Consider the following 24,826-nt stretch of genomic DNA (forward strand, 5'->3'; position numbering starts at 1 on the left):
CCTTGGAGGCGAAGGACGACGCCCAGCGGCGGCTCTCTCTGCTCGCGGCGGCGCTCTATGCGATCGGCGGCGTGCAGGTGGCCTTCTTTCCGCTCTGGCTCGGCGCGCGCGGCATGGGCGGCGCCGAGATCGCGCTCATCCTCGCCGCCTGCCCCGCCATCCGCATCGTCTCCAATCTCCTCGGCGCGCGGATCGGCGACAAATATGGCGATTACGGCCGCCTCATCATCGTCTATGCGGCCGCCGCCACGATGATCTTCGTCGTGCTCGGCTTCGTGCAGGGCTTTTACGCGCTGCTCTTCTGGGTGACGGCGCTCGCCTTCGCCCAGGCGCCGATCGGGCCGCTGAATGACGGGCTCGTGCTCGGGGAGGTTCACCGCCGCCGCGCTTTGGGCCTGCCGCCGCTGAACTTTTCCAGCGTGCGCGGCTGGGGCTCGGCCTCTGTGCTGCTCTTCATGCTCGCGAGCGGCCAGATCGCCGACGCGCTTCCCGCGGATCGTCTCATCTGGATCATGACGGCGATCTCCTGCTTTACGACCGTCACGGGATTCTTCCTCGTGCGCGGCTTCGCGGCGGCGCGGGCGCGGCAGCCGGAAGCGCTCAAAGCCCCCTCGGCGCCGCTGCGCCGCCCGCTGCTCATCGCCGCCATCATCGCCTGCGCGGCGATCGTCCATGGCAGCCACGGCTTCCTGACCGTCTTCGCCTCGCTCCACTGGGCCGAGCGCGGCTTCGACCCGGCCTTCATCTCCATCGCCTGGGCGACGTCCACCTTTTCTGAAGTGCTGTTCTTCCTCTCGGCGGGGCGCTGGTTCGGGGGCGAGAAGAAGTCCGTGTCGTTCCTGATGATCGGCTCGGCCGGCGCCGTGCTGCGCTGGGCGATTTTCGCCAACGACCCTTCGGCCGCGGGCGTGCTTTTCGCGCAGGCCCTGAATCCCCTCTCCGGCTCGGCCATGGCGCTCGGCGCGGCCTATCTCATCGCGGAGCTGGGCGGCACGGAATATACGGCGCGGGTGCATGGCTGGCTCGGCGCCGCCTATGGCGTTGCGCTCAGCTTCGGCCTTTACGTGTCGGGGCCGCTGGAGGCCGCCTTCGGCCAGCGCGGCTATCTCGCCATGTCGATCATGGCGGCGATCGGCCTCGGCTTCTCCTTCGCCGTCGCCGCGGCGACGCGCAACGGCGTCCTGAATGAAAAAGGGCAGGAAGCGTCGGCTTTCCAGTCTGTTGACCAACCGGCCGATGCGGCCTCGCCCTTCGAGACGCGAGCTTCGCTCGCTCCTCAGGACGAGGCCTAGGTGTTTGACCCAGAAACAAAAAGCCCCTCACGCTGAGGAGCCTGCGCAGCAGGCGTCTCGAAGCGCGAGGGGCGTCAGCCCGGCTTTATCTGCGCCCTGAGGCGAGAAAGCTCACGCCCCCTGCCCGAATTGGATCAGGAGGACAATTCGCCCATGTGCTTCTGGCTGTAGAGCTGGACGCCCAGCTGCTTGATCAGTTCCTGCTGCGTCTCGAGGAAGTCGATATGCTCCTCCTCGCTCTTCACGATGCGCTCGAAGAGCTGCATCGACACGCGATCATTGATCGAGTCGCAGTAAACAGCCGCCTCGATATACAAGGCGCGGGCGTCGATTTCGGTCGCGAGATCGGCGGCGATGATTTCCTCGACCGTCTGGCCGATGCGCAGCGGATCGAGCACCTGCATGTTGGGGAAGCCTTCGAGGAACAGGATGCGCGCGGTGAAATCATCCGCGTGGCGCATCTCCTCGATGGACTCCTTGCGCCACTTCTCGGCGAGCTCCTTGAAGCCCCAATTGTCAAAGATGCGATAGTGAAGCCAATACTGGTTGACCGCCGTCAGCTCTGCACGCAGTCCGCGATTAAGATATTCGATAACCTTCGCGTCGCCGCGCATGTGCAATCCTTTCCATCATGATGATCACGCCGCCAAGCCGTCGGCGCGGCAGCTATCACAATCGCCGTTTCCGCCGCTTTCGTCCAGCCTTGCCGCGGAATGCTGGTCGACGATCGCGACAATGCTGCGAACGCAGCGGCCGCATTTCGCCTCGCATCCCATGTTGCGGAAGACCGAGGCGACGGACGGACGGTCCGGTCTCGTGGTGACGGTCTCGCGCACATCGCGGTCGGAGATGACGTTGCAGGAACAGACGATCATTGCTTCGCCTAGTTTGGAAAGATTGCAAACTACCTTTGACATCAGTAGGTTACATCCTTCCCCCCATTTTGCAACCGGCCTTTGTCGGATTTCCGACATCGCGCCGGCTGTCACGTGGAACGTCGCAAGCGGCATGCCGCCAATCTTGATTTTGGAACTCTTCCACGCAGGGCAATGGGTCGGCGAAGAAAAGGCAGTGCGGCCAAGGCGCTGCCAATTCCCGCCGTGGCGGCGAGTCGAACCGGTTTGATGCTGCGCAGGCGACGGCGCGCCCAAACGCGGCCTTAAAGCGTCAGAACGTCGCGGCTTCGAAAATGCGCGGGGATGAGCCCGGCCTTCGGCGTCAGTCTTCGGACAACCGCGTCTTCCCAGGCCCGTGCGGCTCCACCAGCGCGCCGAATTCGTGCGGCTCCTTGCGGGCGCGGCGCAGCGCGGCGTCGAGGAAGACGGTGAAGGCGTCGATGTCTTCCTCGTGGGTGCGGTGATTGATGATCGCCGCGCGAATGGCCGGGACGCCGTCGAGGATGGTCAGCGACGGCGCCGCCTCGCCGCGCTCGTGCAGCTCCATCACGATCTCGCGGGCGAGCGAGCCGTCGGCGTCGCCCTTCACGCCGAAGCAGACGATGTTGAGCGCGACCGGGGCGCGCATGGCGAAACTGTCGGACGCTTCGATCCAGGATTCGAGGCGCTTGGCCATGCGGCAGCATTGCTCGATGCATTGGGCGAGCTTCTTTGCGCCGAAGGTCTCGATGGTCATCCACGCCTTGAGCGCGCGAAAGCCGCGCGAGAGATCGGGGCCGAGATCGCAGGGCCAGGTGTCGCCCGCCGCGAGGCCGCGCGGGGCGCGGGAGAGATAGGCGGCGTTGGCGGCGAAGGCGCGCCGATGCGCCTGCGGGTCCCGGACCAGAAAGAAGCCCGCGTCGTAAGGCACATGCAGCCATTTATGGAAGTCGAAGGCGATGGAATCCGCCCGCTCCAGCCCCTTCACCAAGGGCTTGAGCTGCGGCGAGAGCGCCGCCAGCGCGCCGAAGGCGCCGTCGACATGGAACCACATGTCTTCGCTATGGGCGACGTCGGCGAGGCGGTCGAGCGGATCGACCGCGCCGGTGTCCACCGTCCCGGCCGTGCCGACGACGAGGAAGGGCCGGAAGCCCGCGGCGCGGTCCGCCGAGATGGCGTGGCGCAGGGCGCTGATCTTGATGCGGCGGTTTTCGTCCGACGGGATGAGCCGCAAATGCCGGGCGCCGAGGCCCGCGAGCTCCATGGCCTGCCGCACGCAGTTATGCGCCTCGCGCGACGTATAGGCGATGAGCTGGCCCTCTTTGGCGCAAAGGCCATTCAGGCGAACGTCCTTGTCGCCATAAGCCTGGTCGCGCGCGACGAGGAGCGACAGGAAATTCGCCATGGACGTGCCGGTGACGAAAATGCCGGACGCGTCCGCCGGGAAGCCGAAGGCCTGCGCCATCCACTTCGCGATCTGACGCTCGACGTCGATGGCGATGTGATTGCGGCCGCCGCAATTGGAGTTCATGCCGGCGGCGAGGATCTCCGCGACCATGCCGACCGGCGTGCCCGCCCCCTGCACCCAGCCCATGAACATGGGATGGATGTTGCCGGTGGCGAAGGGCTTGATGTAGCGGTCGAAATCCGCGAGCACGTCGGAGAGTTCGCGCCCCTCCTGCGGCAGGTCGCGCTCGAAGCGAGCCTTCGCCTCCTCGCTCGGCGGAATCCAGACCGGACGCTCGCGCAGGCCCCGCAGATAGTCGATCATCAGATCGAGCGCGCGGTGGCTCTCGGCGCGGAAAGCGTCCCAGTCCTCGGGGTCGAGATCGACCGGCTTGGTCATGAAGCGACGCTCGCAGGGGCGGGCGCGAAGGCGGTCAGATGGGGCATGCGCCGCGCGTCTCCCGGCGTTTCAACGGCGAAGCCAAATAGCCGCCTTTGGCCGCTTTGCGCAACCTCGCCGGGGCCTCGGTTCACCCGGCGAAGGCGAAGCCGACCGACCCCACGCCCTCGATCTCGCCCGTCGCCCGGTCTCCCGGCTGCATCGCGCCGACGCCCGAGGGCGTGCCGGTGAAGATGAGATCGCCCGGCGCCAGCGCCACATAGGTCGAAATCGCCGCGATGATCTGCGGCAGGCTCGAGATCATGTCGGAGAGGTCGCCCTGCTGGCGCAGCGCCCCGTTGACCGAGAGCGCGATGCGCCCTTTCGCCGGATGGCCGATTTCTGCGGCCCGGCGGATCGCGCCGATGGGCGCGGAATTGTCGAAGCCTTTCGAGAAATCCCAGGGCTTCCCCGAATTGCGCGCGGCGGTCTGCATGTCGCGGCGGGTGAGGTCGATCCCGGCGGCGTAGCCATAGACGCAATCGAGCGCGCACTCGGGCGGGATGTTTTGGCCGCCCGACCGCAAGGCCGCGACCAGCTCGATCTCATGGTGGAGATTCTTGGTCAGGCTCGGAAACGGGATCGTCGCGCCGTCCGCGACAACGGCGTCGGCAGGCTTGGTGAAGAAGAAAGGCGGCTCGGCGCCCGGCTCCTTTCCCATCTCGCGCGCATGCTCCGCGTAGTTCAGGGCGACGCAGAAAATCCGCCTCACGGGAAAGCGGCGCGTGTCCCCGGCGACGGCGACCGAGGGGATGGGGGACGGCGGGAAAACGAAGTCCTGTGACATTGGAAACTCTCTAGATGGCGAAAACGCATATAGATTGTTGCTGGTCGTTTTCGCTATTGTTTTCACATGCCGTTGCCCGATCAGGGAATTTTTGAAGAGGCGCTGGATCGCGGCCAGCTTGGGCTGGCGATCTTCGACGAACGCCTCATCGTCACGACCCGCCTCGGCGCGCTCTCGGAATGGGCGCCGCCAGCGGGCGCACCCGCCTGCGACGCGCCCTTCCTGACGCATATGGAGGCGAATTTCGCCGAGCTGCGCGAACGCGGCGGCGAGATGGTCCTCCCCTCGGTGCGCGCGAGCGTCGACGGGCCGCGCGTCACCATTTCAATTTCCTGGAATCCGCAATCGCGCACCTATGTCGTCGTCACCGCGCCGGATCACGCCGGCGAACAGATCGAACGTCTGATGGCCTCCGACCGGCGCGAGAAGCAGATATTGCGTCAGCAGGCGGACGCCGCCGCCGCGCGGCTTCGGGTCGCCGACGCGCTCTATCGCGACATCGTCGAAACGGCCGACAATCTCGTCCTGCGTTTCGGACCGGACCGGCGGATCGTCTTCGCCAATCGCGCGGCGGCGCTTTTCCTGGGGCGTCCGCAGGACGGGCTCGCGGGGCTCACCCTCGACGCCCTCTTTCCCGCCGACGGCGCCCCCTGGCCGCTGGAGCGGGCCGCCGAGGAGCGCGCCTCCTTCGAGCAATCCGCGCGCGACGCGAAGGGCCGCGCCGCCTGGCTCGCCTGGGACGTGAATTTTCTCGGGCCCGAAGGCGGCGGGGAGTTTCAGGCTGTCGGCCGCGACGTCACGGCCGAGCGGCAACTGCGCATCGCGCGCGAGAAAGCGCAGGAGGAGGCCCGCGCGGCCGCCGTCGCTCGGGAGCGGCTGCGCATCGCCCACGACCTCCACGACACGCTGGTGCGCTCCATCGTGACGATGATCGCCGAGGCGCGCCTCATCGCCAAGAAGACGAACGACCCGGAGGCGAAAGCCGCCCTCGCCGAGCTGGACGCCCAGGCGCGGCAGGGATTGTGGGAGGCCCGCGAGGCCATCGCCCAGACGCGCGCGGCGCGGCGCGAGGATGCGGACCTTCGCGCCATCGCGGCGGAATTCAGCGCGCGCTGGAGCGACGTCGAGACGACGCTCGACATTGCCGATGGCGCGCCTCTCGCGTCAGAGACGGCGACGCTCTTCGCCGCCGTGCTACGCGAGGCGCTGCGCAATATCGAGCTGCACGCCGGCGCAAGGCGCGTGCGCGTCACGCTCGCCTTCGACGAAACGGGCCCGCGTCTCGTCGTCGAGGACGACGGCGCGGGCTTCGATCCGCAGGCGCCGACGCCGGGTCATTTCGGGGTCGCCGGCATGCGCGAGCGCGCCGCGTTGGCCGGGGCGACGCTCGACGTCGAGAGCGCGCCGGGCAAGGGAACGCGAATTACGCTTTTCGCGGCTGCCATAGGCTGGCAATTGAGCTGATACTTTTGCAGTTGAAACTTGAGCGGCTTAGAATGCCACAAAGCCCCAGCGTTTCTATTCCATTTGGGCCATAAGACTCATGATCCTGAGCCGGCTGTAAATGAGCTACACACTTTAGCAAGCTAGTGGTTGCCGGTCTGAGACAATTTGAGTAGATCCTAGATTTGCAATATCAGCGCATTTTTAGGCTGGCGGGAACCCTTTGCATTCCTCATTCCTAGTTCGAAACCTGCTGATTCAGGTTGATGAGAAAACTTGGCCTGGAAAGCGCTTGCCGCCCCAACTCACCGGTGCGTCAGGATGGAATTCTATTGACGTGGGGCAAGCCTTGCACATGCTCGGCACTCTCACCATGCCGAATATTCTTTCTCCTGCTTCGCCGGCACTCTTTTGGGGTTGGCTCAGGTATTATCTTGCAGTTGCATCGTCTAATGACCTGCGCGTCACAATGGATTTCTCTGATCTTGATCCACATCAGAAGGGAATCCTCAGTGACGATTTTGGTGTGGCGATAGCCACCCATTGGCTTTCCAACAAATTGGGACCATTCACCCATATTGTGGACGGTCGTCGTTTCGCCAACCAATTTTCTCGGCTTCTGCGACGGCAGCATAAATCGACGGCTAAGGTAGGCATGAGCAAAGCGCCGGACTTCGTAATGCACGATATTTACGGGAAATGGCATGTGCTAGAATGCAAAGGTACGCAATCTGGTCGGGAATACCAGCGCAGCGTCTTGAAGACGGCCGTTGTACAAAAACGTGCTCTCCAATTAATTGGGTCGATAAAAGGGGAGCAACTTGCTTCTTCGCTCTTCATTGCAAACGAAGACGGGCACTCATCCTCGCACCTAAAAATAGTCGACCCTGACGATGATGATCCGCTACTGCGGCTAACAGATCAACAGGCAGATGAGATGGTAAGAAGCGCAAATCGCCTTACTGTTGCCCAAGCGCTCGGATCAATCGGGCTGAATGAAATGGCAATGGAAATCAGTCTGCCCCCGGACGTAGACCGACAGAGCGAATTATTACGCCCAAGCGAATTCAAGAGACTCCACGCGCCGTGGGAAGATCGTGCTACACGCGCGACCGAGCAAGTGCGGAAGCGAACGCTCCAACGTTTCCAACACAACCGCCGGCTTTACGAGGGGAAGGTCCTAGAGCTTGAACTGCCTCCATCCTTTCGATTCCGGAAATTACGCATACGCCAGGGCGTCACGCGAGACCTCATTGAAGCTGTCTCTCAAGATGATAAGTTAATGCATGATACACTTGATGCACGGGTGTCTCCTCTCACCGGGTCTACGACCATTGAGGTGCAGTCAGACGAGCGAAGAACATCACTTAATTACGGGGATATCCTGTATTCTGAAATGAGCTGGTCTTAGTCCATTCCATCAAAGCCAAGCTATGCGGCGCCGCGGCATTACATTTTCGTCGATATGTGCTTCTAGGTTGTGGAGATCACGAATTTGCACGTCAGGAAACAGGCGGATGACCGATTTCACATTCGAATATTGTCGTCGCGGCGAAGCGCCCCTGCTGGTTGAAACCATTGATGTGCCGAACGAAGCGGCGATCTGGTGCTTCGTGGAGGCGCTGGCCCTGAGGCTCGGCGAAAGCCCCGGCGCCTTCATCCGGGTTTGCAATGAACGCGGGCAGGCGGTCGTCCGCACCGGGGTGAGCACCGCCCTCGCCTCGATCGAGCAATGCCCCTGCGGGAGCTGCGCGGTGAAGGAGGCGGCGCGCGGCGGCCGGATCTTCAACGGCGACTTTCAGCTCTCACCCTGCCGGAGCCTTGGATCCTGCAACTGCAAGAGCTTCGCTCAGCCGGCCAGCGCGGCATAGAACGCCCGCAAAGCTTCAGTCGAAGTCCGACGGGTCGAAACTTCGGGGCGTCGCGCAGAATTCGCAGGTGACGCCGATGCGGCCGTCGTCTCCGACCATGTCGGCGCGCTCCTGCGGCGTGAAGCTTTTCAGCAGGCGCTCGATGCGCTCGGTCGAGCAGCGGCAGAACTCCTCGAGCGGCCGCTCGTTGAAAACCTTCACCCCGCGCTCGTGGAAAAGACGGAACAGCAGCCGTTCGCCCGAGAGCGACGGATCGACGAGTTCGTGGTCTTCGAGCGTCGACGCGAGGGCCTGGCCTTCCGTCCAGGCGTCGTCCTCCGCCTCCGGAACGCCTTCGCCGTCCTCCGGCGCGTCGCCCGGATGAAGGTCGCGCACCCGCGAGCCTGCGATCGGCAGATATTGCAGGAGCAGGCCGCCGGCGCGCCAGCTGCGGCCCTGCGGCGTGACGACCTCCGCGACGGCGAGGCGCACGAAGGAGGGGATCTGCTCGGACTGGCGGAAATACATATGGGCGGCTTCCGCGAGGCTCTCGCCTTCGAGCGGCACGACGCCCTGATAGCGCGCGGCGTCCTCCTCGCGCTCGATCGTCAGCGCGAGATGGCCGCGCCCGAGCAGCGCCGCCGGCGCTGGATCAAAGATCTCGCCGAGCCGTGCGGCGTCGAAGCGGGCGAAGCCGCGCAGCTTGCCCGGCGCGTCATAATCGACGACCAGCATGTCCACGGGGCCGTCGCTGCGCGTCTGCAGCTGAAATCGGCCATGCGACTCGAGGATCGAGCCGAGCAGCGCGGCGAGCGCCATGGCTTCGCCAAGGAGCCGCGCGACCTGCGACGGATAATCGTAATGGTTCAGCACCGCGTCCACGGTCGGCCCCAGCCGCACGAGGCGGCCGCGCAGGTCGAGCGCCTCCACGGCGAAGGGGGTGACGCGATCGTCCTTCGCCTCGCGCGAGACGGGCCGGCTCGGCGCCTCGAGCATCAGGCCATCCCCGGCGCGAGGCACCAGGCGAGCACGCCTTTCTGGGCGTGGAGCCGGTTCTCGGCCTCGTCGAAGACCACCGATTGCGGCCCGTCCATCACCTCGTCGGTGACTTCCTCGCCGCGATGGGCAGGCAGGCAGTGCATGAAGATGGCGTCCTTGGCGGCGGCGCGCATGAGTTTCGCGTCGACCTGATATGGCGCGAGAACGCGGCGGCGGAAGTCCTCGTCGGCGTCCCCCATCGAGACCCAGCAATCGGTGATCACGGCGTCGACGCCAGCCACAGCGGCGCAAGGATCGCGCATGACGTTCATCGCCGCGCCATTGGCCCTGGCCCAGTCGATAAGGCTCTGCGGCGGGGCGAGCTCCGCCGGCGTCGCGACATTGATGGTGAACTTGAAGCGCGCGGCGGCGTGCACCCAGCTCGCCAGCACATTGTTGCTGTCGCCGACCCAGGCCACGCTGCGGCCGTCGATCTCGCCGAGGCGCTCCTCGAAGGTGAGGAGATCGGCCATGATCTGGCAGGGATGCGAGAGCTTGGTGAGGCCGTTGATGACCGGCACGGTCGCGTAGCGCGCAAGCGCGGTCAAATCGTCATGCGACAGGATGCGGATCATCACCGCGTCGACGAAGCGCGACAGCACGCGGGCCGTATCGGCGATGGTTTCGCCGCGGCCGAGCTGCATCTCGCCGCCCGTGAGCATGATCGTCTCGCCGCCGAGATCGCGCATGGCGATGTCGAAGGAGACGCGCGTGCGGGTCGAGGGCTTGTCGAAGACCATCGCCAGATATTTGCCCGCGAGCGGGCGCTCGGCAGGCGGCGCGCCCTTTACCCGCTTCGCCTTCAGCGACTTGGCGAGATCGAGAATCTGGCGAAGCTCCTCGCGGGAGAAGTCGCAAAGATCGAGAAAGTGACGCGGCCGCGTCATGGAATGCGCGGACATTTACGCCGCTCCCAACTGCTTGGCGGGCGCCGCGATGCGCGCGCATGCCCGGTCGAGGCGCGAAAAGGCCTCCGAAATATGACTCTCGTCGATGATGAGCGGCGGCAGGAGGCGCACGACATTGTCGCCCGCGAGAACGGTCAAAAGCCCTTCCGCGCGCGCCGCATTGGCGAAATCGCCGTTGGGAACGCGCGTCTTGAGGCCGAACATCAGGCCCTCGCCGCGCACGGTCTCGATGACGTTCGGGTAGCGGTCCTCGAGCTCCGCGAGACGCTGGCGCAACAGGCCGCCGAGCGCGGAGACGCGCGCCATGAAGCCGTCGGAGAGCACGATGTCGAGCACGGCGCCGCCCACGGCGGTCGCGAGCGGATTGCCGCCGAAGGTCGAACCATGCGCGCCGAGCGTCATGCCCTTGGCCGCCTCGCGCGTGGCGAGACAGGCGCCGATCGGGAAGCCGCCGCCGAGCCCCTTGGCGAGCGCGACCACGTCGGGCTGAACGCCCGCATGTTCGCAGGCGAGGAACTTGCCGGTGCGGCCGACGCCGCATTGAACCTCGTCCAGCGCCAGCAGCAGGCCGTGCGCGTCGCAGAGCGCGCGAAGCTTGAGAAGAGATTCCTTGGGGAAGACGCGCAGCCCGCCCTCGCCCTGCACGGGCTCGAGCAGGACGCCGGCGGTCTCTTCCGTGATCGCGGCCTCGACGGCGTCGAGATCGGCGAAGGGAACCTGGTCGAAGCCCGGCATGGGCGCGCCGAAGCCGTCGAGATATTTCGGGTTTCCGCCTGCCGCGATGGTCGCGAGCGTGCGCCCGTGAAAGGCGCCCTCGAAGGTGATGAGGCGATAGCGCTCGGGCTGGCCGTTGGCGGCGTGATATTTGCGCACGGTCTTGATGGCGCATTCGACCGCTTCGGCGCCGGAATTACAAAAGAAGACGACGTCCGCGAAAGTCGCGTCGACGAGACGCCGGGCCAGGGCCTCGGCCTGCGGGATCTGAAAGAGATTGGAGAGATGCCAGGGCTTTTCCGCCGCGGCCTTGAGCGTGGCGACGAGATGCGGATGGTCGTGTCCCAGAGACAGGACGGCGACGCCCGAGGCGAAATCCAGATAGCGGTCGCCATTCTCGGCGAAAAGCCACGCGCCTTCGCCGCGCGTGAAAACGACGTCGGCCCGCGCATAGGTCGGATAGAGCGCAGAAGTCAAAATCATGCTCCAAGGCCCAGGAGGGCGCCGCCGCGCTGCCGCCGGAGCCCAAAAAACAAAGCGCCGCCCTTTGTCGGGGCGGCAATTTGCGTCTTTGATTTTATGCGCCTGCGCCCATCGGGTCAAATCCTAACAGGCGCGCGCGCCCCCGCCGGCGCGCCGAATGCCGCAGTTTTGCTCGAAAATCGCCGCGCAGTGAGTCGCGAAGGCAACAGTCGCAAGGAAAGCGCGCACAAACCCTGTTGAGAACGCCCTGTCTTGCTTGCCAGCGAGTCTCGCCCGTGATTCAAAGAATACGTTAGTTTTCTCGCCAGAGCGGGCGCGTTTCTCCCGTATGGCGCTTCTCGTGTTTCGGTGCGCGTCGTATCGCCGCTGGTCTGTCCGGCGCAGCGAACGGCTGAGGATTCTCTCGAGATCCGCGCTCGAACCGGCCGCTGGAGGTCAAATTATGTCTTGGACCGATGAACGCGTCGAGCTGTTGCGCAAACTCTGGAGCGACGGCCTCAGCGCAAGTCAGGTGGCCGCCGAACTTGGTCCCGGCATCACACGCAACGCCGTCATCGGCAAGATTCACCGGCTCGGCCTCGCCGAGCGTGCGAAAACGGCGAGCGCGCCGCGTCAGCGCGCCGCCAAGGCCCCGCGCCAGGCGACGACCGCCGTCTCCGCGCCGGCGCCGCGCGCCAATGGCGGCCACGTCGTGCATGGCAATGTGGCGCTGGCTTTTGCGCCGCAGACCGTCGTCGTCGCCCGCGCCAACCCGGAAGAAGAAGTCGTGATCCCCATGTCCGAGCGCGTGACGCTGATGGAGCTGCGCGAGTCCATGTGCCGCTGGCCCATGGGCGATCCCACGACGCCGGAGTTTCGCTTCTGCGGCGGCAAGTCGCCGATCGGCGGCGGACCTTACTGCGCCCATCACGCGCGCGTCGCCTATCAGCCGGCGCAGGATCGCCGCCGCGCCCGAGACCAGCTCAAGGCGCCCCGTTACGCGTGATGCGAAGCTGCTGCGGGTTCGAGGCGAATCCGCAGCGCTCTTTATTCGCGGCCGAATGTTTCGTCGAACGAATATCCCGAGCCGCGCACGGTGCGGATCGGGTCCTTCTCCCGCCCACGGATCAGCGCCTTGCGCAGGCGCCCGACATGAACGTCGACCGTGCGCTCGTCGATCTCCGCCGACATTCCCCAGACGCTGTCGAGAAGCTGCGCGCGGGTGAAGACGCGGCCGGGCTTCTCCATGAAATATTCGAGCAGGCGAAACTCGGTCGGCCCGAGATGGATCTCGCGGCCCGAACGGCGCACGCGGCGCGTCTCGCGATCGAGATCGATGTCCCCGAGGATCAGCTTCGCGGCGACGCGCTCCGGCCGGGCGCGGCGCAGCAGCGCGCGCACGCGCGCCATCAGCTCCGGCGTCGAGAAGGGCTTCACGACATAATCATCCGCGCCGACCGAGAGGCCGCGCACGCGCTCTCCCTCTTCGCCGCGCGCCGTCAGCATGATGATCGGCATGTCTCGCGCAATGTCGCGGGCGCGCAGGCGGCGGCAGATTTCGAGGCCGGAGACGCCGGGCAGCATCCAGTCGAGCAGCACGAGGTCCGGCGGCGATTCCGCGATGCGCAGCTCGGCCTCGTCGCCATTGTCGACATGCTCGACCTGATAGCCCTCGGCTTCGAGATTGTAGACGAGCAGCGTCGCCAGCGGAATCTCGTCCTCGACGACGAGGATGCGCGGCGCGCGGTCGCTCTTGGCCTCGCGCATGGTAGATTGGTTGGGCAGGGTCTCGTTCATGTCGTGGGCTCGCTCTCGCCGCTCGCGAAGCCGTTGGTTCTGGCCTTCGGCCGCTCCATCGGCATGGCTTCGCCGGTGACGAGATAGACGACGGTCTCCGATATGTTCGTCGTATGATCGCCGATGCGCTCGAGATTTTTCGAGCAGAACAGCAGATGCGTGCAAAAGGAGATGTTGCGCGGGTCTTCCATCATGAAGGTGAGAAGGTCGCGGAACACCGAGTCTTCCAGCGCGTCGAGATCGGCGTCGTTCTCCCAGACGGCGCGCGCCCGCTCGACGTCGCGCAGGGCGTAGGCGTCGAGCGCGTCTTTGAGCTGCGTCGCGGCGATTTCGTGCATCGACTTGAGGCCGACGATGGCGCGCGGCAGGCGCGCTTCCGTCGCGATCTTCAGGGTGCGCTTGGCGATGTTCTTGGCGAGGTCGCCGATGCGCTCGATGTCTCCGGAGATGCGGATTGCGGCGATGCATTCTCGCAAGTCGATAGCGAGCGGCTGGCGACGCGCAATGGTGAGCACCGCGGCCTCCTCGATCTCGCGCTGAAGCGTGTCGAGACGCACGTCACTCGCGACGACGCGCTTGGCGAGCTCCACGTCGAGGCCGGACAGGGCGTCCATGGCCTCGGAGAGCATTTTCTCCGCGACGCCGCCCATCTCCGAGATGCGTCGTCCGAGCGCCTCGAGATCGCGGTCGTAGGATTTGACGATATGTTCGCTCATAAGACGTCCTTCCTCAACCGAAGCGGCCGGTGATGTAATCCTGCGTCCGACTTTCCGTTGGGTTTGTGAAAACCTTTTCCGTGTCGCCGAACTCGACGAGCTCGCCGAGATACATGAAAGCCGTGTAGTCGGAGACGCGCACCGCCTGCTGCATGTTGTGCGTGACGATGGCGATCGTGAACTCGTTCTTCGAGTTCGTCGATCAGCTCTTCGACCTTCGCCGTCGAGATCGGATCGAGCGCCGAGCAGGGCTCGTCGAAGAGAATCACCTCGGGCTGACGGCGACGCTGCGCGCGATGCACAGTCGCTGTTGCTGGCCGCCCGGAGAGAGCAAGGCCGCTCGCGTGCAGCTTGTCTTTCACTTCCCCAGAGCGCGCCGCGCAGCGCCTGCTCGACGCGCACGTCCATGTCGACGCGCGACAGCTTTTCGTAGAGGCGAATGCCGAAGGCGATGTTCTCGTAGATCGTCATCGGGAACGGCGTCGGCTTCTGGAACACCATGCCGACGCGCGCGCGCAGCGCGTTGAGGTCGATCGCCGGATCGAGAATGTTCTCGCCGTCGAGCAGATCTTACCCTCGGCGCGCTGGCCGGGATAAAGATCATACATCCGGTTCAGCACGCGCAGCAGCGTGGACTTGCCGCAACCCGAGGGTCCGATGAAGGCGGTGACCTTGTTGGCGTAGAGCGGCAACGAGATCGACTTCAGGGCGCGCGTCGCCCGTAGTAGAACTCCAGGTCCTGGACCGATATTTTCTCAGTCAAGCCGGCGTCGACGTCTTTTGACATTACGTTCATTTGGGCGTCCTCGAAGAGCGCGCGTGCCGCGATGACTGAACGTGAGCACGGCGCTGTGATGAGCAAAGCGCCCGTCCAGGCGAGCTGCTGCCAGTCCTTGTAAGGCGACAGCGCGAATTGGAAGATGACGACCGGCAGGCTCGCCATCGGCGCATTGAGATCGGCGCTCCAGAACTGATTGTTGAGCGCGGTGAAGAGCAGTGGCGCAGTCTCGCCGGAAACGCGCGCCACGGCGAGCAGCACGCCGGTGACATGCCCGCCTTGGCCGCGCGATAGGCGACTTTGCGAATGACCAGCGATTGCGCGCGCGCGCCGAGCGCGGCCGCCGCCTCGCGCAGCGGTTCGGCACGAGCAGCAGCATGTCCTCCGTCGTGCGCAGCGACCGTCGGGATGACGAGGATCGCGAGCGCGACCGAGCCCGCGATGGCGGAGAAATGCCCCATCGGTCGGACGAAAACCTCGTAGACGAACAGGCCGATGACGATTGACGGCGCGCTGAGCAGAATGTCGTTGATGAAGCGGATCACCGACGAGACTTTGCTGTAGCGGCCATATTCCGCGAGGTACGTGCCGGCGAGGATGCCGATCGGCGTTCCGACCAGGACGCCGAAGACCGTCATGATCAGCGAGCCGGCGATGGCGTTGAGAGACCGCCGTCGTTGCCGGGCGGCGGCGTCATCTGCGTGAAGACGCCCGGCGAAAGGCCCTTCAGGCCCTGATACAGCAGCGAAGCGAGGATGACGAAAGAGCCAGATCGTCAGGCCGAAAGCGGCGGCCGCCCAGGCACAGGCTCGCGCGATGATCGCGCTTTCGGCGCGCGGCGTAGATGTCCACATGGACGCTAATTATGCTCCCGCCTTTTTCTCGATGCGCATCAGCATGAACGCGCGATCGCGAGGACGATAAAGGTGATGACGAAGAGGATGAGGCCGAGCGCGATGAGCGATGAGGTGTAGAACATCGCCGACCGCTTCAGTGAATTCATTGGCGATCGTCGCCGAGATCGTCGTGCCCGGCGCGAGGATCGAGGGCGAAGATCTTGTGAGCGTTGCCGATGACGAAGGTCACGGCCATGGTTTCGCCGAGCGCGCGGCCGAGGCCCAGCATGACGCCGCCGATGACGCCGACGCGCGTATAGGGAATGACGACGTGGCGCACGACCTCGCAGGTCGTGCAGCCGATGCCGTAGGCGGCCTCCTTCAACACGGTCGGCACGGTCTCGAAGACGTCGCGCGAGACGGAGGCGATGAAGGGCAGCACCATGATCGCGAGGATGAGGCCTGCCGTCAGCATGCCGATGCCGTAAGGCGGGCCGGCGAAGAGCGACGAGAGAACCGGCACGTCGCCAAAGAGCGAGATGAGGCCGGGCTGCACGTAGGTCTGCAGCACGGGCGCGAAGAAGAATAACCCCAGATGCCGTAGATGATCGACGGGATGCCGGCGAGCAGTTCGATGGCGATGCCGATGGGGCGGCGCAGCGCCAAAGGGCAGAGTTCGGTCAAGAAGATGGCGATGCCGATTGAGATCGGAACAGCGACCAGCATGGCGATCGCCGACGTGACGATCGTACCGTAGATCGGAGCGAGAGCGCCAAACTGCTCAGTGACAGGGTTCCAGACTTCGGTCGTCAGGAAGTTTACGCCGAAGGTTTTGAACGCGAGATATCCGCCGAGGACCAAAGAAACAAAAATGGCGCCCAGAATGATGAGCACGAGATAGGCGGAGGAACGGGTGAGAAGGCGGAAGAACGCGTCTGTCGTTTTAAGACCTTCGAGTACTTTGCGTCTGGCCTCCGCGGCTGCCGCCGCCTGCGTGTTCGCGTCTGTCATGAAGGTCAAGTTTTCGCTCCGCACCAGGAATAGGGCATCAATCTATACACTAAGCCGAGCCGAACGCGTCTTCCGCCGCCCCAGCAGACGCGGCGCTCGGCTCACGCTGACAGCTTAGCGGTTCTCGAAAGAACCGCGCGCCTTGCGCGTCGTCGCCGACGATGCCCGTCCAGCTCTTCTTGATGAGCTCGACGACGCTGTCGGGAAGCGGAACGTAGTCGAGTTCTTCAGCAGCCTTGTCGCCGTTGGCGTAGGCCCACTCGAAGAACTTGAGGGCTTCCTTCGCAGCGGCGGCGTCTTTCGACTTCTTGTGCATCAGGATGAAGGTCGCGGCCGTGATCGGCCAGGACTTCGCGCCCGGCTCATCCGGTCAGAATCTGGTAACGCCCATACCCGGCGCCTTCGCCCAATCGGCGCTGGCGGCGGCGGCCTGGAAGGCCGACATGACCGGCTCGACAGCCTTGCCGTCTTTGTTGATCATCTTGGCGTTCGGTCAGCTTGTTCTGCTTGGCGTAGGCGTATTCGACGTAGCCGATCGCGCCCTTCGTCTGGCGACGTTGTTGGCAACGCCTTCGTTGCCCTTGGCGCCGATGCCGACCGGCCATTCGACGGCCGATTCTTCGCCCACCTTCGTCTTCCAGTCCTCGGAGACCTTGGAGAGATAGTTGGTGAAGTTGAACGTCGTGCCCGAGCCGTCCGAACGGTGAACGACGACGATCGGCGTCGCGGCGAGCTTCGCCTTCGGGTTCAGCTTCTTGATCGCCGCGTCGTCCCAGCTCGGTGATTTCGCCGAGGTAGATCTTCGCGATCGAGGGGCCGTCGAAAACGAGTTCGTTGGCTTTGATGCCGTCGAGGTTGACGACCGGAACGATGCCGCCCATGACGGTCGGGAACTGGACGAGGCCGTTCTTCTCGAGTTCTTCACCCTTCAGCGGCTTGTCGGAAGCGCCGAAAGTGACGGTGCGGCCTTGATCTGCTTGATGCCGCCGCCGGAGCCGATCGACTGGTAGTTCAGGCCCACGCCGGTCTCTTTCTTGTAGGCGTCAGCCCACTTTGCGTAGATCGGATACGGGAACGTGGCACCTGCGCCGGAAATGTCGAGATCTTAGAACGGGCGCTTTCGCCGATCTCACGAACTCGCCGATCTTGACCGCCTCGACGATCAGGCCGCCCGGCGAGTTCAGCGAAAGGCCCACGACTTTATTGTCGCCCTTGTGCTTCTCCGCGGCGACGGCAAGGCCTGCGATCACCTTGTCCGCATCCTGAGGCCCGATGGCTCCCGACAAGGCGACGAACACGGCGCCCTTGGTCTCGATGACGTTGAGCTCGACGGCGAAAGCGCGTGATGAAATGAATAGAAAAGCAAGGACAAAGAGAAAGACGCGCACCATCGAAACGCCTCTATAAGGGCATGTTTTTCCTGTTTTTACGGCGCGCTTGCAAAGCTGTCCAGAAAACGGACATGCGCGCGCAGATGTGAGGTTAACGTTTCAGCGCGGGCCGCTCGCGCCGGGCGTCGCGGCGGGCAGTTTGACGCGGAACAGCGATCCCTCGCCCAGAGCGGACTCGATCGCGAGCCGGCCGCGATGGCGCAGGACGATATGCTTGACGATGGCGAGGCCGAGTCCGGTGCCGCCCTTCGCGCGGCTCTTGCCGGCGTCGACGCGATAGAAGCGCTCGGTGAGGCGCGGAATATGCTCCTGCGCGACGCCGGGCCCGTGGTCGCGCACGGAGAAGACCGCCATGGCTCCCTTCCTTGCGAGCGTGATTTCGACGGGCTTCGCCGCGCCTTCGCTGCGGCCGTATTTCAGCGCGTTCTCGATCAGATTTTCCACGATGCGCGCGAGCTCGTCGCGATCGCCCGGCACGATGACGCTCGGCTCGAGATCGAGGGCGAGCGAAACGCCGTCTTCCTCCGCCATCGGGGTGAGCGTGTCGACGATATGCATGACGAGCGTGGTGAAATCGACGCTTTCCGCGGGACGCACATGCATGTGCTGCTCGATGCGCGACAGGGAGAGCAGATCGTCGATGAGCCGCGCCATGCGCTGCGCCTGTTCACGCATGATGCTCAGGAATTTGTCGCGCGCGGCGGGATCGTTCTTCGCCGGTCCCTGCAGCGTCTCCACGAAACCGAGAAGCGAGGCGAGCGGGGTGCGCAATTCATGACTGGCGTTGGCGACGAAATCGACGCGCATGCGTTCGACGCGATGCGCCTCGGTGAGATCGCGCAGGCTGATCATCGCCGCCGTTTCGTAGCCGGGGAAGCGGATCGGCGCGATATGCGCCTCGAACCAGCGCTCGACCGGCAGGCGCTCGACCCAGGACGCCTTCTCCGCCGCGCCGCCGGCGAGAACGCGCATGGCGGCGTCGAGCATGTCGGGCGAACGCAGGCTGCGCAAGATGGGCTCGCCCACGCCGAGCGCCGGCGCCAGCGCGCGCGCCGGTCCGTTGAACGCGAGCGCGTGGGTCTCCGCGTCGATGACGAAGACGGGTTCCGGCAGGGCGTCTATCACCGGGCCGAGCATGTCCTCGGCCGGCCATTTCAGCGGCGGCATGATTTTTCTTTCAATCAATGAATCAGTTGGCGCGCTCGTCGACGATACGCGCGACGGCTTCCCGCAGCGCGCCCCAGCGACGCGCGCCCTCGTCGGCGCCGAGCACCGCGAGCGCGACGATGAACGGCAGGAAATAATAGACGACGCGGAAGAGGAGCAGCGAGGCGAGAACGCTTTCCTGCGAGGGGCCCGGAAGCGCGTGCAGCATTGTCGCCTCGAAGACGCCGATGCCGCCCGGGGCATGGCTTACGACGCCGAGAATGCAGGCGAAGACATAGACCGCGAGAAAGGCCGTGAAATCGAGATGCACGCCCGAAGGCATGAGCATGTAGAGCGCAGCGGCGGCGGCGCAGAGGTCGGCGGCGCCGACGATGAGCTGCGCCGCCGTCGACCCGACGCCGGGCATCTCCAGCACATGGCCGCGCAGGCGGATATGGCGCGGCTCCAGCGCAACCCAGGCGCCGTAGCCCGCGACGCCGGCGAGCGTCAGCACGCCCAGCGCCATATGCATCGCCACCGGCAGATAATCGACCGCGGCGAGCGACTCTGCGGCCTTCACCAGCGTGAAGCCGATGACCGTGGTCATGCCGAGCCAGAAGGTGACGCCGGTGATGACGGTGACATTCGCAACCTGCAACGCCGTCATCTGCACGCGCGAATAAATCCAGTAGCGGACAGCGGCTCCCGTCACGACGGGGAAGCCTAGATTGAAGGCGATGGCGTAGCTCGCGAAAGAGGCGAGCGCCGTGACGCGATAGGGCGCGTAATGACGGATCTGGCGCAGGGCCGCGACGTCGTAGCCCGTCAGGGCGACATAGGAGAGCGCGGTGAAGAACAGCGCGGCGAGAATCTGCGCGCCGCTCGTCGCCTTCAGCGCCTCGACGAGATCGGCGTAGCGGATGTTGGAGAGGACGCCCGCGAGGATATAGGCCGCGACGGCGAAGAGAGCGAGGCTCGCCAATGCGCCCAGAATATGGGTTGCGCCATGGGGCAGACGGCTTTGCAGAGTTTCGAAGAAGCTCTTGCGCGGCGCGACGGCGGGGAGTCCGGGTTGGGAAGAAATGGCGAGATCCTCGTCTTCTTGCATCTACCGCTCGCATGAGTGGCGGAGCCGGCTTTCCACAGCCGGCGCGGCCATAAGACTTCGTCTCGAAAACATGACGTTAGCATGACGCGCAATATTCCCTAGCTTGGGAGAAGGCGGCTGTGAGTCAAGCGCGCGCCGGCGGAACGCACAGCGAAAAGAGGAGTCGCTTGTCTGCGCGGCGCAGCGCCTCCAACGTCGCGTCTTCAGGAGAGGCCGTGAACGAACCAGCGCGGCGTCTCCGTCTCGCGGGCGTAAAGCCCCTCGCGAAAGAGCCAGAAAATCCGACCCTCCCTGTCCTGCGCATGGAAATAGTCGCGGGTGAGGCCGCTCTCTTCGCCCCCCCACCAGGGCGGCGCGATGCGCTCCGGCCCCTCAAAGGCGACGACCTCGCGCAGCACGCGCCGCCAGCGGAAGCGCAAGGGCGGGCCGTCGGGAAAGAGCGCGATGGCCTCGATGGGCTCCGGCCGCTCGAAGAGCCGCAACGGGCGAACCGCCTCCTGCGGCGGAAAAGCCTGCGCCGCGCCGAAGGCGGCCGGAACCGCGGCGACGGCAAATTCCGGCAGATGCGCCGCCTGCGCATGAAGCCGCTGCACGCGGCGCAGGCCGATCCGGGCGCCCAGACGGTCGAGGAGATCGGCGAGATCCCCATCGTCTGCGCCCCCGCGCGGGGGTGGAGCGAAAGAAGTCTGCGGCGGCGCCGCGCTTTCCACTTGCGCAGCGCAAAGACGCAGCACGTCGAAGCCATAGCCCGTATCGAGCCCTTCTTCCGCGATCGCCGCAAGCCGTTCGCTCAGCAAGGCGGCGAGGCGGGCGGGGTCGCGCAGCGGCCGGCTCGTCCCGGCGACGATGCGCTTCACCGCGCCGTCGACCCGGTAGAAGACGGCCTCCAGCCGCCGCGCGCCGACGCCCGCGCGCTCCAGCATCGGGCAGAGATCGGCGGCGAGGCGCGCGAGCGTCGCCTCGATGTCCTCGCGCCGCGTCAGCCCGTCGGGAAAGCGCCGCTCGGCGATGAAGGCGGGCGCCTCGAAGCGCGGGGAGATGGGATCGCGGATGCGGCAGGTCAGCGCGTCGAGCCGCGTCAGCGCCTCGCGGCCGAAGCGCGCGGCGAGCGGCGCGCGCGGGCGCGAGAGGAGGTCGCCCACAAGGCGCAGGCCGGCGCGGCGCATGGCGGCGAGCGTTTCGGGATCGAGCCCCAGCGCGTCGATCGGGAGTCCCGCGGCGAGTTGATCGAGCTGGTCCTGCGCCACCCCCTCCAGAACGAGCCGCACATTGGAGAAACGCGCCAGCGCGCGGGCGAGCGCCGGCCCCGGGGCCAGCGCGGCGCGCGCCGCAAAGCCCAGTCGGCGGAGGCGGGACTCGACCTCTTCGAGAAGCGCCGCCTCGCCGCCGAAGAGATGCACGGCGCCGGTCACGTCGAGCAGCACGCCGTCCGGCGGATCGGCGGCGGCGAGCGGGGTGAAGCGGCGGCTCCAATCGGCGAGCGCCTCGATCAGCGCGGCGTCGGCCTGCGGATCGGCCTCGGCCAGCGCCAAAGCCGGACAGCGGGCGCGGGCGTCGGCGACCGCAAGGCCGGGGACGAGCCCGAGCTTTTGCGCCCGCGCGTCGACCGCCGTCAGCCGCTCCGCTCCCTTCACGCGGGCGTAGAGGGCGAAAACTTCAGGCGCGGCGCCGGACCAGCGGCGCAACAGCCGGTCGGTCGGCAGCCTCGGCAGGAAAACGCTCAGGAAACGCATGACGGAACGCTGCTTTGTCAGGATCGAAGACGATGTCGCGCCATTGCGACGGATCGATTTCGCCAAAGAGGCCGGCGCGGGCCTTTAAAACCCGCAGCCGCCAGCGGAAGGGCGCCGAGGGCGCGAGCGGGGGGCGCGCGCTTCGAGACGCCTGCTTCGCAGGCTCCTCGGCATGAGGGCGAGCAGGCGGCGCGGCGGCGACCTCCACCCGCAATTCGGCGGCGCTGGAAAAGCGCGCGGCCTCCGTCCCCTGCGGCGCAAGAAGGCCGAGGCCCCCGCCCCGACGGGCCGCAAGCAACAGGCGGCGCGAAGCGGAAAGATCGTAAAGGCGGGGGGCGACGAAGGTCTCCGCGACGACCGCCGCGCAGGCGGGGCTTTTCAGCGCCTCCTCCATGGCCCAGAGCGTCTCCTGCGGACGGCGCGCGCGCATGAGGGCGAAGCGCGACAGATCGAGCCCGGCGCCGGCGAGGCCGCGGCCATAGGGCAGGCCGAATTCCCGCGCGCTCAAATCCTCGACGATGAAGACGACCGCCCCGCCGCCCCGCGCCACACGGGCGCGCAGCGCCATGGCCAGCGCAAAGGCCGCCGCCGCCGGGGCGTCCGGCGGGCGGGCGGGAAAGACTTCGCCCAACGCCCCGGCGTCAAATAGAGTGTCGAGAAAATCGCCCGTGGCCGGCGCTCGCGCAGCCGGAAGCGACGCCCCGCCCCGCGCCTCGATGGCGGCGATGCGGGCCCGCAGAAAGCCGACGCGTTCCGACAAGCCGCCCTGCGACATCGGTTGAAAGATCCTGGTTTTGGCGAGAGGCGCCTGAGCGCGCGTTCGATATTTGTTCTCACGCGGAAAAGAGTCAAGCGAAAGAGTCGGGCGCCCGAGCGGGACTGATCCGGAAGCGCGTTTCGGCAGAAAACAGGGTCCACTTTTTCGACGCGCGCTTTGAGCTGGAGCGCGCTTTTCCCGAAAAACCGGGTCCACTTTTTCGACGCGCGCTTTGAGCTGGAGCGCGCTTTTCCCGAAAAACCGGGTCCACTTTTTCGACGCGCGCTCTAGCTCCCCGAGGGGCGCGGGGCGTCGAGATGCGGGAAAAGCCATGCATATGATGTCGAAGGAGATGCAAAGCTGCATCGACGAATGTCTGCGCTGCTATCAAATGTGCTTCGGCATGGCGATGACGCACTGCCTCGAACAGGGCGGCGACCATGTGAAACCGTCGCACTTCCGCGCCATGATCGCCTGCGCGAATATGTGCCGCGAAGCCGCCGACATGATGCTGATGAAGGCCCCGCAGGCCCGCGAAACCTGCCTGCTCTGCGCACAGGTCTGCGAAGATTGCGCGAAAGAATGCGACCCGCTCCCCGACATGAAGGAATGCGCCGAGGAATGCCGCCGCTGCGCCGAGGAATGCCGCAAGATGAGCGCGCAGAAGATGGCGGCGTAAGACGCGGCTTTGATTGCAAAGCTGGCGGCTGACTAAACGCAGCCGCTAGCCGTCAGGACGGCTACTTCTTATTGAGCCCCAAAATATAAGCCGCCACCCCGTCGATCTCCTCGGGCGTGAGGATGAAATTCGGCATGTTCCGGTGCGAGGAGCGCAGAAAGACCTTGAGCGACAGTTCGGTCGTCGACGGCATCTTCGCCACGTCGATGAAGCGCGGGGCCTTGGAGTCGGGACTCTGCGCCGCCGTGTCGGCTCCAACCGCGTGGCAGCTCGAGCATGTCTCTTTGGCGAGGCGCGCGCCCGCGGTCGGATCGGCGCCGGCGGCGACAGCCGGCGCGGCGGCGGAGAGGAAAACAGCAACGGTCGACAGAAACGCCAGTCTCATCTTCCTCTCCTTCTAAAACTACTCGCCCCCGTTCAAATCCTCCGGGCGCGGCTGAAGCATGATGTTGTAGCCGGCGTCGACGATATGGACGTCGCCCGTGACGCCGCCGGAAAGCTCAGACAGGAAATAGAGAGCCGAGCCGCCGATTTCATCGAGCGTGATCATTCGCCGCAGCGGGCAGTGCTGCTTCTGGAAGGCGCCCATTGCGCGCGCGCCGGTGATGCCGGCGCCCGCCATGGTGCGGACCGGTCCGGGCGAGAGGGCGTTCACGCGAATGCCGCGATCGCCGTAATCGGCGGCGAGATAGCGCACGGACGAATCCAGCGCGGCCTTGGCGACGCCCATGACATTGTAGTTCGGCATGACATGGGTTCCGCCGCCGAAGCTCACCGTCAGCATCGACCCGCCATTCGTCATCATCGCGGCGGCGCGCCTCGCGGCCTCCGTGAAGGAGAAGCAGGAAATGACCATAGTGCGGATGAAGTTCTCGCGCGAGGTGTCGGCGTAGAGACCCTTCAACTCGCTCTTGTCGGAATAGGCGATGGAGTGGACGAGGAAGTCCATCTCGCCCCATTCTTCCTTGAGGCGCGCGAAGACGGCGTCGACGGTCGAAAGGTCCTCGACGTCGCAGGGCAGCACGAGGTTCGAGCCCATTTCCTCGGCCAGCGGCTTCACGCGCTTGCCGAGCGACTCGCCCTGATAGGTGAAGGCGAGCTGCGCCCCATGGCGCGCGAGCACGCGGGCAATGCCATAGGCGATCGAATGGTCGTTGGCGACGCCCATCACGAGCCCGCGCTTACCCTGCATCAAACCAGTCGCAACCGTCATCGCATTCTTTCTCTCGAAAGCCCGTCGGCCCGCTCAGCGCTTGCGGTAAGCGCCGCTGAATTCGCAGGCCGCCCCATGAAAAGGCAGGCAGTGGTCTTCCTCAACGCTCACGCCCTTCTTCGTGCGGCGAAGGGTGAGCGCGCATGTCTCATTCTCAAATTTGGCTTCCGCCACGAGGGCGTCGCCCGCAAGGGCGCCGACGCCCTCGAATTCTCCCATGCAGCCGCTGGTCGCGACTTCCGCCTTGACGCCGAAACGGCCGTCGGCGCGTTTCGCGACCACGAGGTCCTGCGCATAGCGCTTCGAGCCCGCGACATAGCGCCCCTCGAAAGCCGCCGCTCCCGAGGCGGCGACGAGCGCCAACGCCACGATAAATCCGCGCGCCAATGTGGTCGTCCCCGTCATGG

General features: G+C 65.5%; 23 protein-coding genes and 4 pseudogenes. 6 read left to right on the forward strand and 21 right to left on the reverse strand.

Annotated elements, in window-relative coordinates:
• Positions 1 to 2 precede the first annotated feature (2 nt).
• The gene (locus ACPFMJ_RS12655) at positions 3 to 1,292 is read left to right on the forward strand and encodes an MFS transporter (protein WP_424360370.1); all 1,290 of its coding nucleotides are present in this window, start codon (positions 3 to 5) and stop codon (positions 1,290 to 1,292) included.
• 134 nt (positions 1,293 to 1,426) lie between these two features.
• On the opposite strand, the gene bfr is transcribed toward ACPFMJ_RS12655, so the two are convergent.
• The 4 genes from bfr to ACPFMJ_RS12675 form a co-directional block, all read right to left on the reverse strand.
• Positions 1,427 to 1,906 (reverse strand): bacterioferritin, encoded by a 480-nt coding sequence (bfr, locus tag ACPFMJ_RS12660; RefSeq protein ID WP_424360371.1) that lies wholly within the window; start codon positions 1,904 to 1,906, stop codon positions 1,427 to 1,429.
• Positions 1,907 to 1,930: 24 nt separating this feature from the next.
• Positions 1,931 to 2,167, reverse strand: a complete 237-nt coding sequence (locus ACPFMJ_RS12665) for a (2Fe-2S)-binding protein (RefSeq protein ID WP_424360372.1) — start codon at positions 2,165 to 2,167, stop codon at positions 1,931 to 1,933.
• 343 nt (positions 2,168 to 2,510) lie between these two features.
• The gene (locus ACPFMJ_RS12670; RefSeq protein ID WP_424360373.1) at positions 2,511 to 4,013 is read right to left on the reverse strand and encodes a pyridoxal phosphate-dependent decarboxylase family protein; all 1,503 of its coding nucleotides are present in this window, start codon (positions 4,011 to 4,013) and stop codon (positions 2,511 to 2,513) included.
• A gap of 130 nt (positions 4,014 to 4,143) precedes the next feature.
• On the reverse strand, positions 4,144 to 4,839 hold the full coding sequence (locus ACPFMJ_RS12675) for a fumarylacetoacetate hydrolase family protein (protein ID WP_424360374.1): 696 nt from the start codon (positions 4,837 to 4,839) through the stop codon (positions 4,144 to 4,146).
• A 66-nt stretch (positions 4,840 to 4,905) separates the two neighbouring features.
• Here ACPFMJ_RS12675 and ACPFMJ_RS12680 point away from each other — a divergent pair, with 66 nt between their 5' ends.
• The 3 genes from ACPFMJ_RS12680 (at position 4,906) to ACPFMJ_RS12690 (ending at position 8,153) form a co-directional block, all read left to right on the forward strand.
• Positions 4,906 to 6,303, forward strand: coding sequence for an ATP-binding protein (locus ACPFMJ_RS12680; protein ID WP_424360375.1), 1,398 nt, complete (start codon positions 4,906 to 4,908; stop codon positions 6,301 to 6,303).
• Positions 6,304 to 6,505: 202 nt separating this feature from the next.
• Positions 6,506 to 7,693, forward strand: coding sequence for a hypothetical protein (locus ACPFMJ_RS12685; protein ID WP_424360376.1), 1,188 nt, complete (start codon positions 6,506 to 6,508; stop codon positions 7,691 to 7,693).
• A 106-nt stretch (positions 7,694 to 7,799) separates the two neighbouring features.
• Positions 7,800 to 8,153, forward strand: a complete 354-nt coding sequence (locus tag ACPFMJ_RS12690; protein ID WP_424360377.1) for a hypothetical protein — start codon at positions 7,800 to 7,802, stop codon at positions 8,151 to 8,153.
• A gap of 15 nt (positions 8,154 to 8,168) precedes the next feature.
• Here the strand turns inward: ACPFMJ_RS12690 and ACPFMJ_RS12695 are convergent, their stop codons facing one another.
• From ACPFMJ_RS12695 to ACPFMJ_RS12705, 3 genes are read right to left on the reverse strand one after another with little or no spacing between them, the layout of a single operon-like run.
• A complete protein-coding gene (locus tag ACPFMJ_RS12695) occupies positions 8,169 to 9,128 on the reverse strand; it encodes an Hsp33 family molecular chaperone (protein WP_424360378.1) in 960 nt (319 codons plus the stop codon).
• Positions 9,128 to 10,072 carry an ornithine carbamoyltransferase gene (argF, locus tag ACPFMJ_RS12700; protein ID WP_424360379.1) on the reverse strand — a complete coding sequence of 315 codons (945 nt, stop codon included), beginning with the start codon at positions 10,070 to 10,072 and terminating at the stop codon, positions 9,128 to 9,130. Before argF ends, ACPFMJ_RS12695 begins: the two co-directional genes overlap by 1 nt.
• Positions 10,073 to 11,269, reverse strand: coding sequence for an aspartate aminotransferase family protein (locus ACPFMJ_RS12705; protein ID WP_424363856.1), 1,197 nt, complete (start codon positions 11,267 to 11,269; stop codon positions 10,073 to 10,075). It lies immediately after the preceding gene.
• A 448-nt stretch (positions 11,270 to 11,717) separates the two neighbouring features.
• On the opposite strand from ACPFMJ_RS12705, the gene ACPFMJ_RS12710 reads away from it, so the two are divergent.
• Positions 11,718 to 12,260 carry a GcrA family cell cycle regulator gene (locus ACPFMJ_RS12710; RefSeq protein ID WP_424360380.1) on the forward strand — a complete coding sequence of 181 codons (543 nt, stop codon included), beginning with the start codon at positions 11,718 to 11,720 and terminating at the stop codon, positions 12,258 to 12,260.
• Positions 12,261 to 12,301: 41 nt separating this feature from the next.
• Here ACPFMJ_RS12710 and phoB read toward each other — a convergent pair whose 3' ends face one another.
• The 11 genes and pseudogenes from phoB to ACPFMJ_RS12765 form a co-directional block, all read right to left on the reverse strand.
• Entirely contained in the window at positions 12,302 to 13,051 is a 750-nt protein-coding gene (gene phoB, locus ACPFMJ_RS12715; protein ID WP_424360381.1) for a phosphate regulon transcriptional regulator PhoB, read from the reverse strand.
• The gene (gene phoU / locus ACPFMJ_RS12720) at positions 13,048 to 13,767 is read right to left on the reverse strand and encodes a phosphate signaling complex protein PhoU (protein ID WP_424360382.1); all 720 of its coding nucleotides are present in this window, start codon (positions 13,765 to 13,767) and stop codon (positions 13,048 to 13,050) included. Before phoU ends, phoB begins: the two co-directional genes overlap by 4 nt.
• 13 nt (positions 13,768 to 13,780) lie before the next feature.
• Positions 13,781 to 14,530, reverse strand: a pseudogene (gene pstB, locus ACPFMJ_RS12725) (phosphate ABC transporter ATP-binding protein PstB).
• 48 nt (positions 14,531 to 14,578) lie between these two features.
• Positions 14,579 to 15,399, reverse strand: a pseudogene (gene pstA / locus ACPFMJ_RS12730) (phosphate ABC transporter permease PstA); the annotation flags it as partial.
• 9 nt (positions 15,400 to 15,408) lie between these two features.
• A pseudogene (gene pstC, locus ACPFMJ_RS12735) lies at positions 15,409 to 16,392 on the reverse strand (phosphate ABC transporter permease subunit PstC).
• 166 nt (positions 16,393 to 16,558) lie between these two features.
• A pseudogene (pstS, locus tag ACPFMJ_RS12740) lies at positions 16,559 to 17,491 on the reverse strand (phosphate ABC transporter substrate-binding protein PstS); the annotation flags it as partial.
• Positions 17,436 to 17,783: a hypothetical protein gene (locus ACPFMJ_RS12745; protein ID WP_424360383.1), complete on the reverse strand. Its 348-nt coding sequence runs from the start codon at positions 17,781 to 17,783 to the stop codon at positions 17,436 to 17,438. The gene ACPFMJ_RS12745 and the pseudogene pstS, both read right to left, overlap by 56 nt.
• A 99-nt stretch (positions 17,784 to 17,882) precedes the next feature.
• Entirely contained in the window at positions 17,883 to 18,950 is a 1,068-nt protein-coding gene (locus ACPFMJ_RS12750; RefSeq protein ID WP_424360384.1) for an ATP-binding protein, read from the reverse strand.
• A 22-nt stretch (positions 18,951 to 18,972) separates the two neighbouring features.
• A complete protein-coding gene (locus ACPFMJ_RS12755) occupies positions 18,973 to 20,037 on the reverse strand; it encodes a lysylphosphatidylglycerol synthase domain-containing protein (protein WP_424360385.1) in 1,065 nt (354 codons plus the stop codon).
• A 203-nt stretch (positions 20,038 to 20,240) separates the two neighbouring features.
• Entirely contained in the window at positions 20,241 to 21,770 is a 1,530-nt protein-coding gene (locus tag ACPFMJ_RS12760; protein WP_424360386.1) for a Y-family DNA polymerase, read from the reverse strand.
• A complete protein-coding gene (locus tag ACPFMJ_RS12765) occupies positions 21,694 to 22,545 on the reverse strand; it encodes a hypothetical protein (protein WP_424360387.1) in 852 nt (283 codons plus the stop codon). Before ACPFMJ_RS12765 ends, ACPFMJ_RS12760 begins: the two co-directional genes overlap by 77 nt.
• Before the next feature lie 313 nt (positions 22,546 to 22,858).
• On the opposite strand from ACPFMJ_RS12765, the gene ACPFMJ_RS12770 reads away from it, so the two are divergent.
• The gene (locus tag ACPFMJ_RS12770; protein ID WP_424360388.1) at positions 22,859 to 23,206 is read left to right on the forward strand and encodes a four-helix bundle copper-binding protein; all 348 of its coding nucleotides are present in this window, start codon (positions 22,859 to 22,861) and stop codon (positions 23,204 to 23,206) included.
• Between the two features lie 61 nt (positions 23,207 to 23,267).
• Here the strand turns inward: ACPFMJ_RS12770 and ACPFMJ_RS12775 are convergent, their stop codons facing one another.
• The 3 genes from ACPFMJ_RS12775 to ACPFMJ_RS12785 are packed head-to-tail and all read right to left on the reverse strand — an operon-like array spanning position 23,268 to position 24,824.
• Complete coding sequence (locus tag ACPFMJ_RS12775) at positions 23,268 to 23,591, reverse strand: c-type cytochrome (protein WP_424360389.1); 324 nt, start codon at positions 23,589 to 23,591, stop codon at positions 23,268 to 23,270.
• Positions 23,592 to 23,609: 18 nt separating this feature from the next.
• Positions 23,610 to 24,419: an enoyl-ACP reductase FabI gene (gene fabI / locus ACPFMJ_RS12780; RefSeq protein ID WP_424360390.1), complete on the reverse strand. Its 810-nt coding sequence runs from the start codon at positions 24,417 to 24,419 to the stop codon at positions 23,610 to 23,612.
• A gap of 33 nt (positions 24,420 to 24,452) precedes the next feature.
• Complete coding sequence (locus ACPFMJ_RS12785; protein ID WP_424360391.1) at positions 24,453 to 24,824, reverse strand: hypothetical protein; 372 nt, start codon at positions 24,822 to 24,824, stop codon at positions 24,453 to 24,455.
• Between the last annotated feature and the right edge of the window lie 2 nt (positions 24,825 to 24,826).

Source organism: Methylocystis parvus (genome assembly GCF_049675845.1).
GTDB lineage: Bacteria > Pseudomonadota > Alphaproteobacteria > Rhizobiales > Beijerinckiaceae > Methylocystis > Methylocystis parvus_A.

Bases quoted from the DNA above. Each gene is read 5' to 3' on its own strand.
- bfr (WP_424360371.1), bottom strand. From the start codon at position 1,906: ATGCGCGGCGACGCGAAGGTTATCGAATATCTTAATCGCGGACTGCGT.
- ACPFMJ_RS12665 (WP_424360372.1), bottom strand. From the start codon at position 2,167: ATGATCGTCTGTTCCTGCAACGTCATCTCCGACCGCGATGTGCGCGAG.
- ACPFMJ_RS12670 (WP_424360373.1), bottom strand. From the start codon at position 4,013: ATGACCAAGCCGGTCGATCTCGACCCCGAGGACTGGGACGCTTTCCGC.
- ACPFMJ_RS12675 (WP_424360374.1), bottom strand. From the start codon at position 4,839: ATGTCACAGGACTTCGTTTTCCCGCCGTCCCCCATCCCCTCGGTCGCC.
- ACPFMJ_RS12680 (WP_424360375.1), top strand. From the start codon at position 4,906: ATGCCGTTGCCCGATCAGGGAATTTTTGAAGAGGCGCTGGATCGCGGC.
- ACPFMJ_RS12690 (WP_424360377.1), top strand. From the start codon at position 7,800: ATGACCGATTTCACATTCGAATATTGTCGTCGCGGCGAAGCGCCCCTG.
- ACPFMJ_RS12695 (WP_424360378.1), bottom strand. From the start codon at position 9,128: ATGCTCGAGGCGCCGAGCCGGCCCGTCTCGCGCGAGGCGAAGGACGAT.
- argF (WP_424360379.1), bottom strand. From the start codon at position 10,072: ATGTCCGCGCATTCCATGACGCGGCCGCGTCACTTTCTCGATCTTTGC.
- ACPFMJ_RS12710 (WP_424360380.1), top strand. From the start codon at position 11,718: ATGTCTTGGACCGATGAACGCGTCGAGCTGTTGCGCAAACTCTGGAGC.
- phoB (WP_424360381.1), bottom strand. From the start codon at position 13,051: ATGAACGAGACCCTGCCCAACCAATCTACCATGCGCGAGGCCAAGAGC.
- phoU (WP_424360382.1), bottom strand. From the start codon at position 13,767: ATGAGCGAACATATCGTCAAATCCTACGACCGCGATCTCGAGGCGCTC.
- ACPFMJ_RS12745 (WP_424360383.1), bottom strand. From the start codon at position 17,783: ATGGTGCGCGTCTTTCTCTTTGTCCTTGCTTTTCTATTCATTTCATCA.
- ACPFMJ_RS12750 (WP_424360384.1), bottom strand. From the start codon at position 18,950: ATGCCGCCGCTGAAATGGCCGGCCGAGGACATGCTCGGCCCGGTGATA.
- ACPFMJ_RS12755 (WP_424360385.1), bottom strand. From the start codon at position 20,037: ATGCAAGAAGACGAGGATCTCGCCATTTCTTCCCAACCCGGACTCCCC.
- ACPFMJ_RS12760 (WP_424360386.1), bottom strand. From the start codon at position 21,770: ATGCGTTTCCTGAGCGTTTTCCTGCCGAGGCTGCCGACCGACCGGCTG.
- ACPFMJ_RS12765 (WP_424360387.1), bottom strand. From the start codon at position 22,545: ATGTCGCAGGGCGGCTTGTCGGAACGCGTCGGCTTTCTGCGGGCCCGC.
- ACPFMJ_RS12770 (WP_424360388.1), top strand. From the start codon at position 22,859: ATGCATATGATGTCGAAGGAGATGCAAAGCTGCATCGACGAATGTCTG.
- ACPFMJ_RS12775 (WP_424360389.1), bottom strand. From the start codon at position 23,591: ATGAGACTGGCGTTTCTGTCGACCGTTGCTGTTTTCCTCTCCGCCGCC.
- fabI (WP_424360390.1), bottom strand. From the start codon at position 24,419: ATGACGGTTGCGACTGGTTTGATGCAGGGTAAGCGCGGGCTCGTGATG.
- ACPFMJ_RS12785 (WP_424360391.1), bottom strand. From the start codon at position 24,824: ATGACGGGGACGACCACATTGGCGCGCGGATTTATCGTGGCGTTGGCG.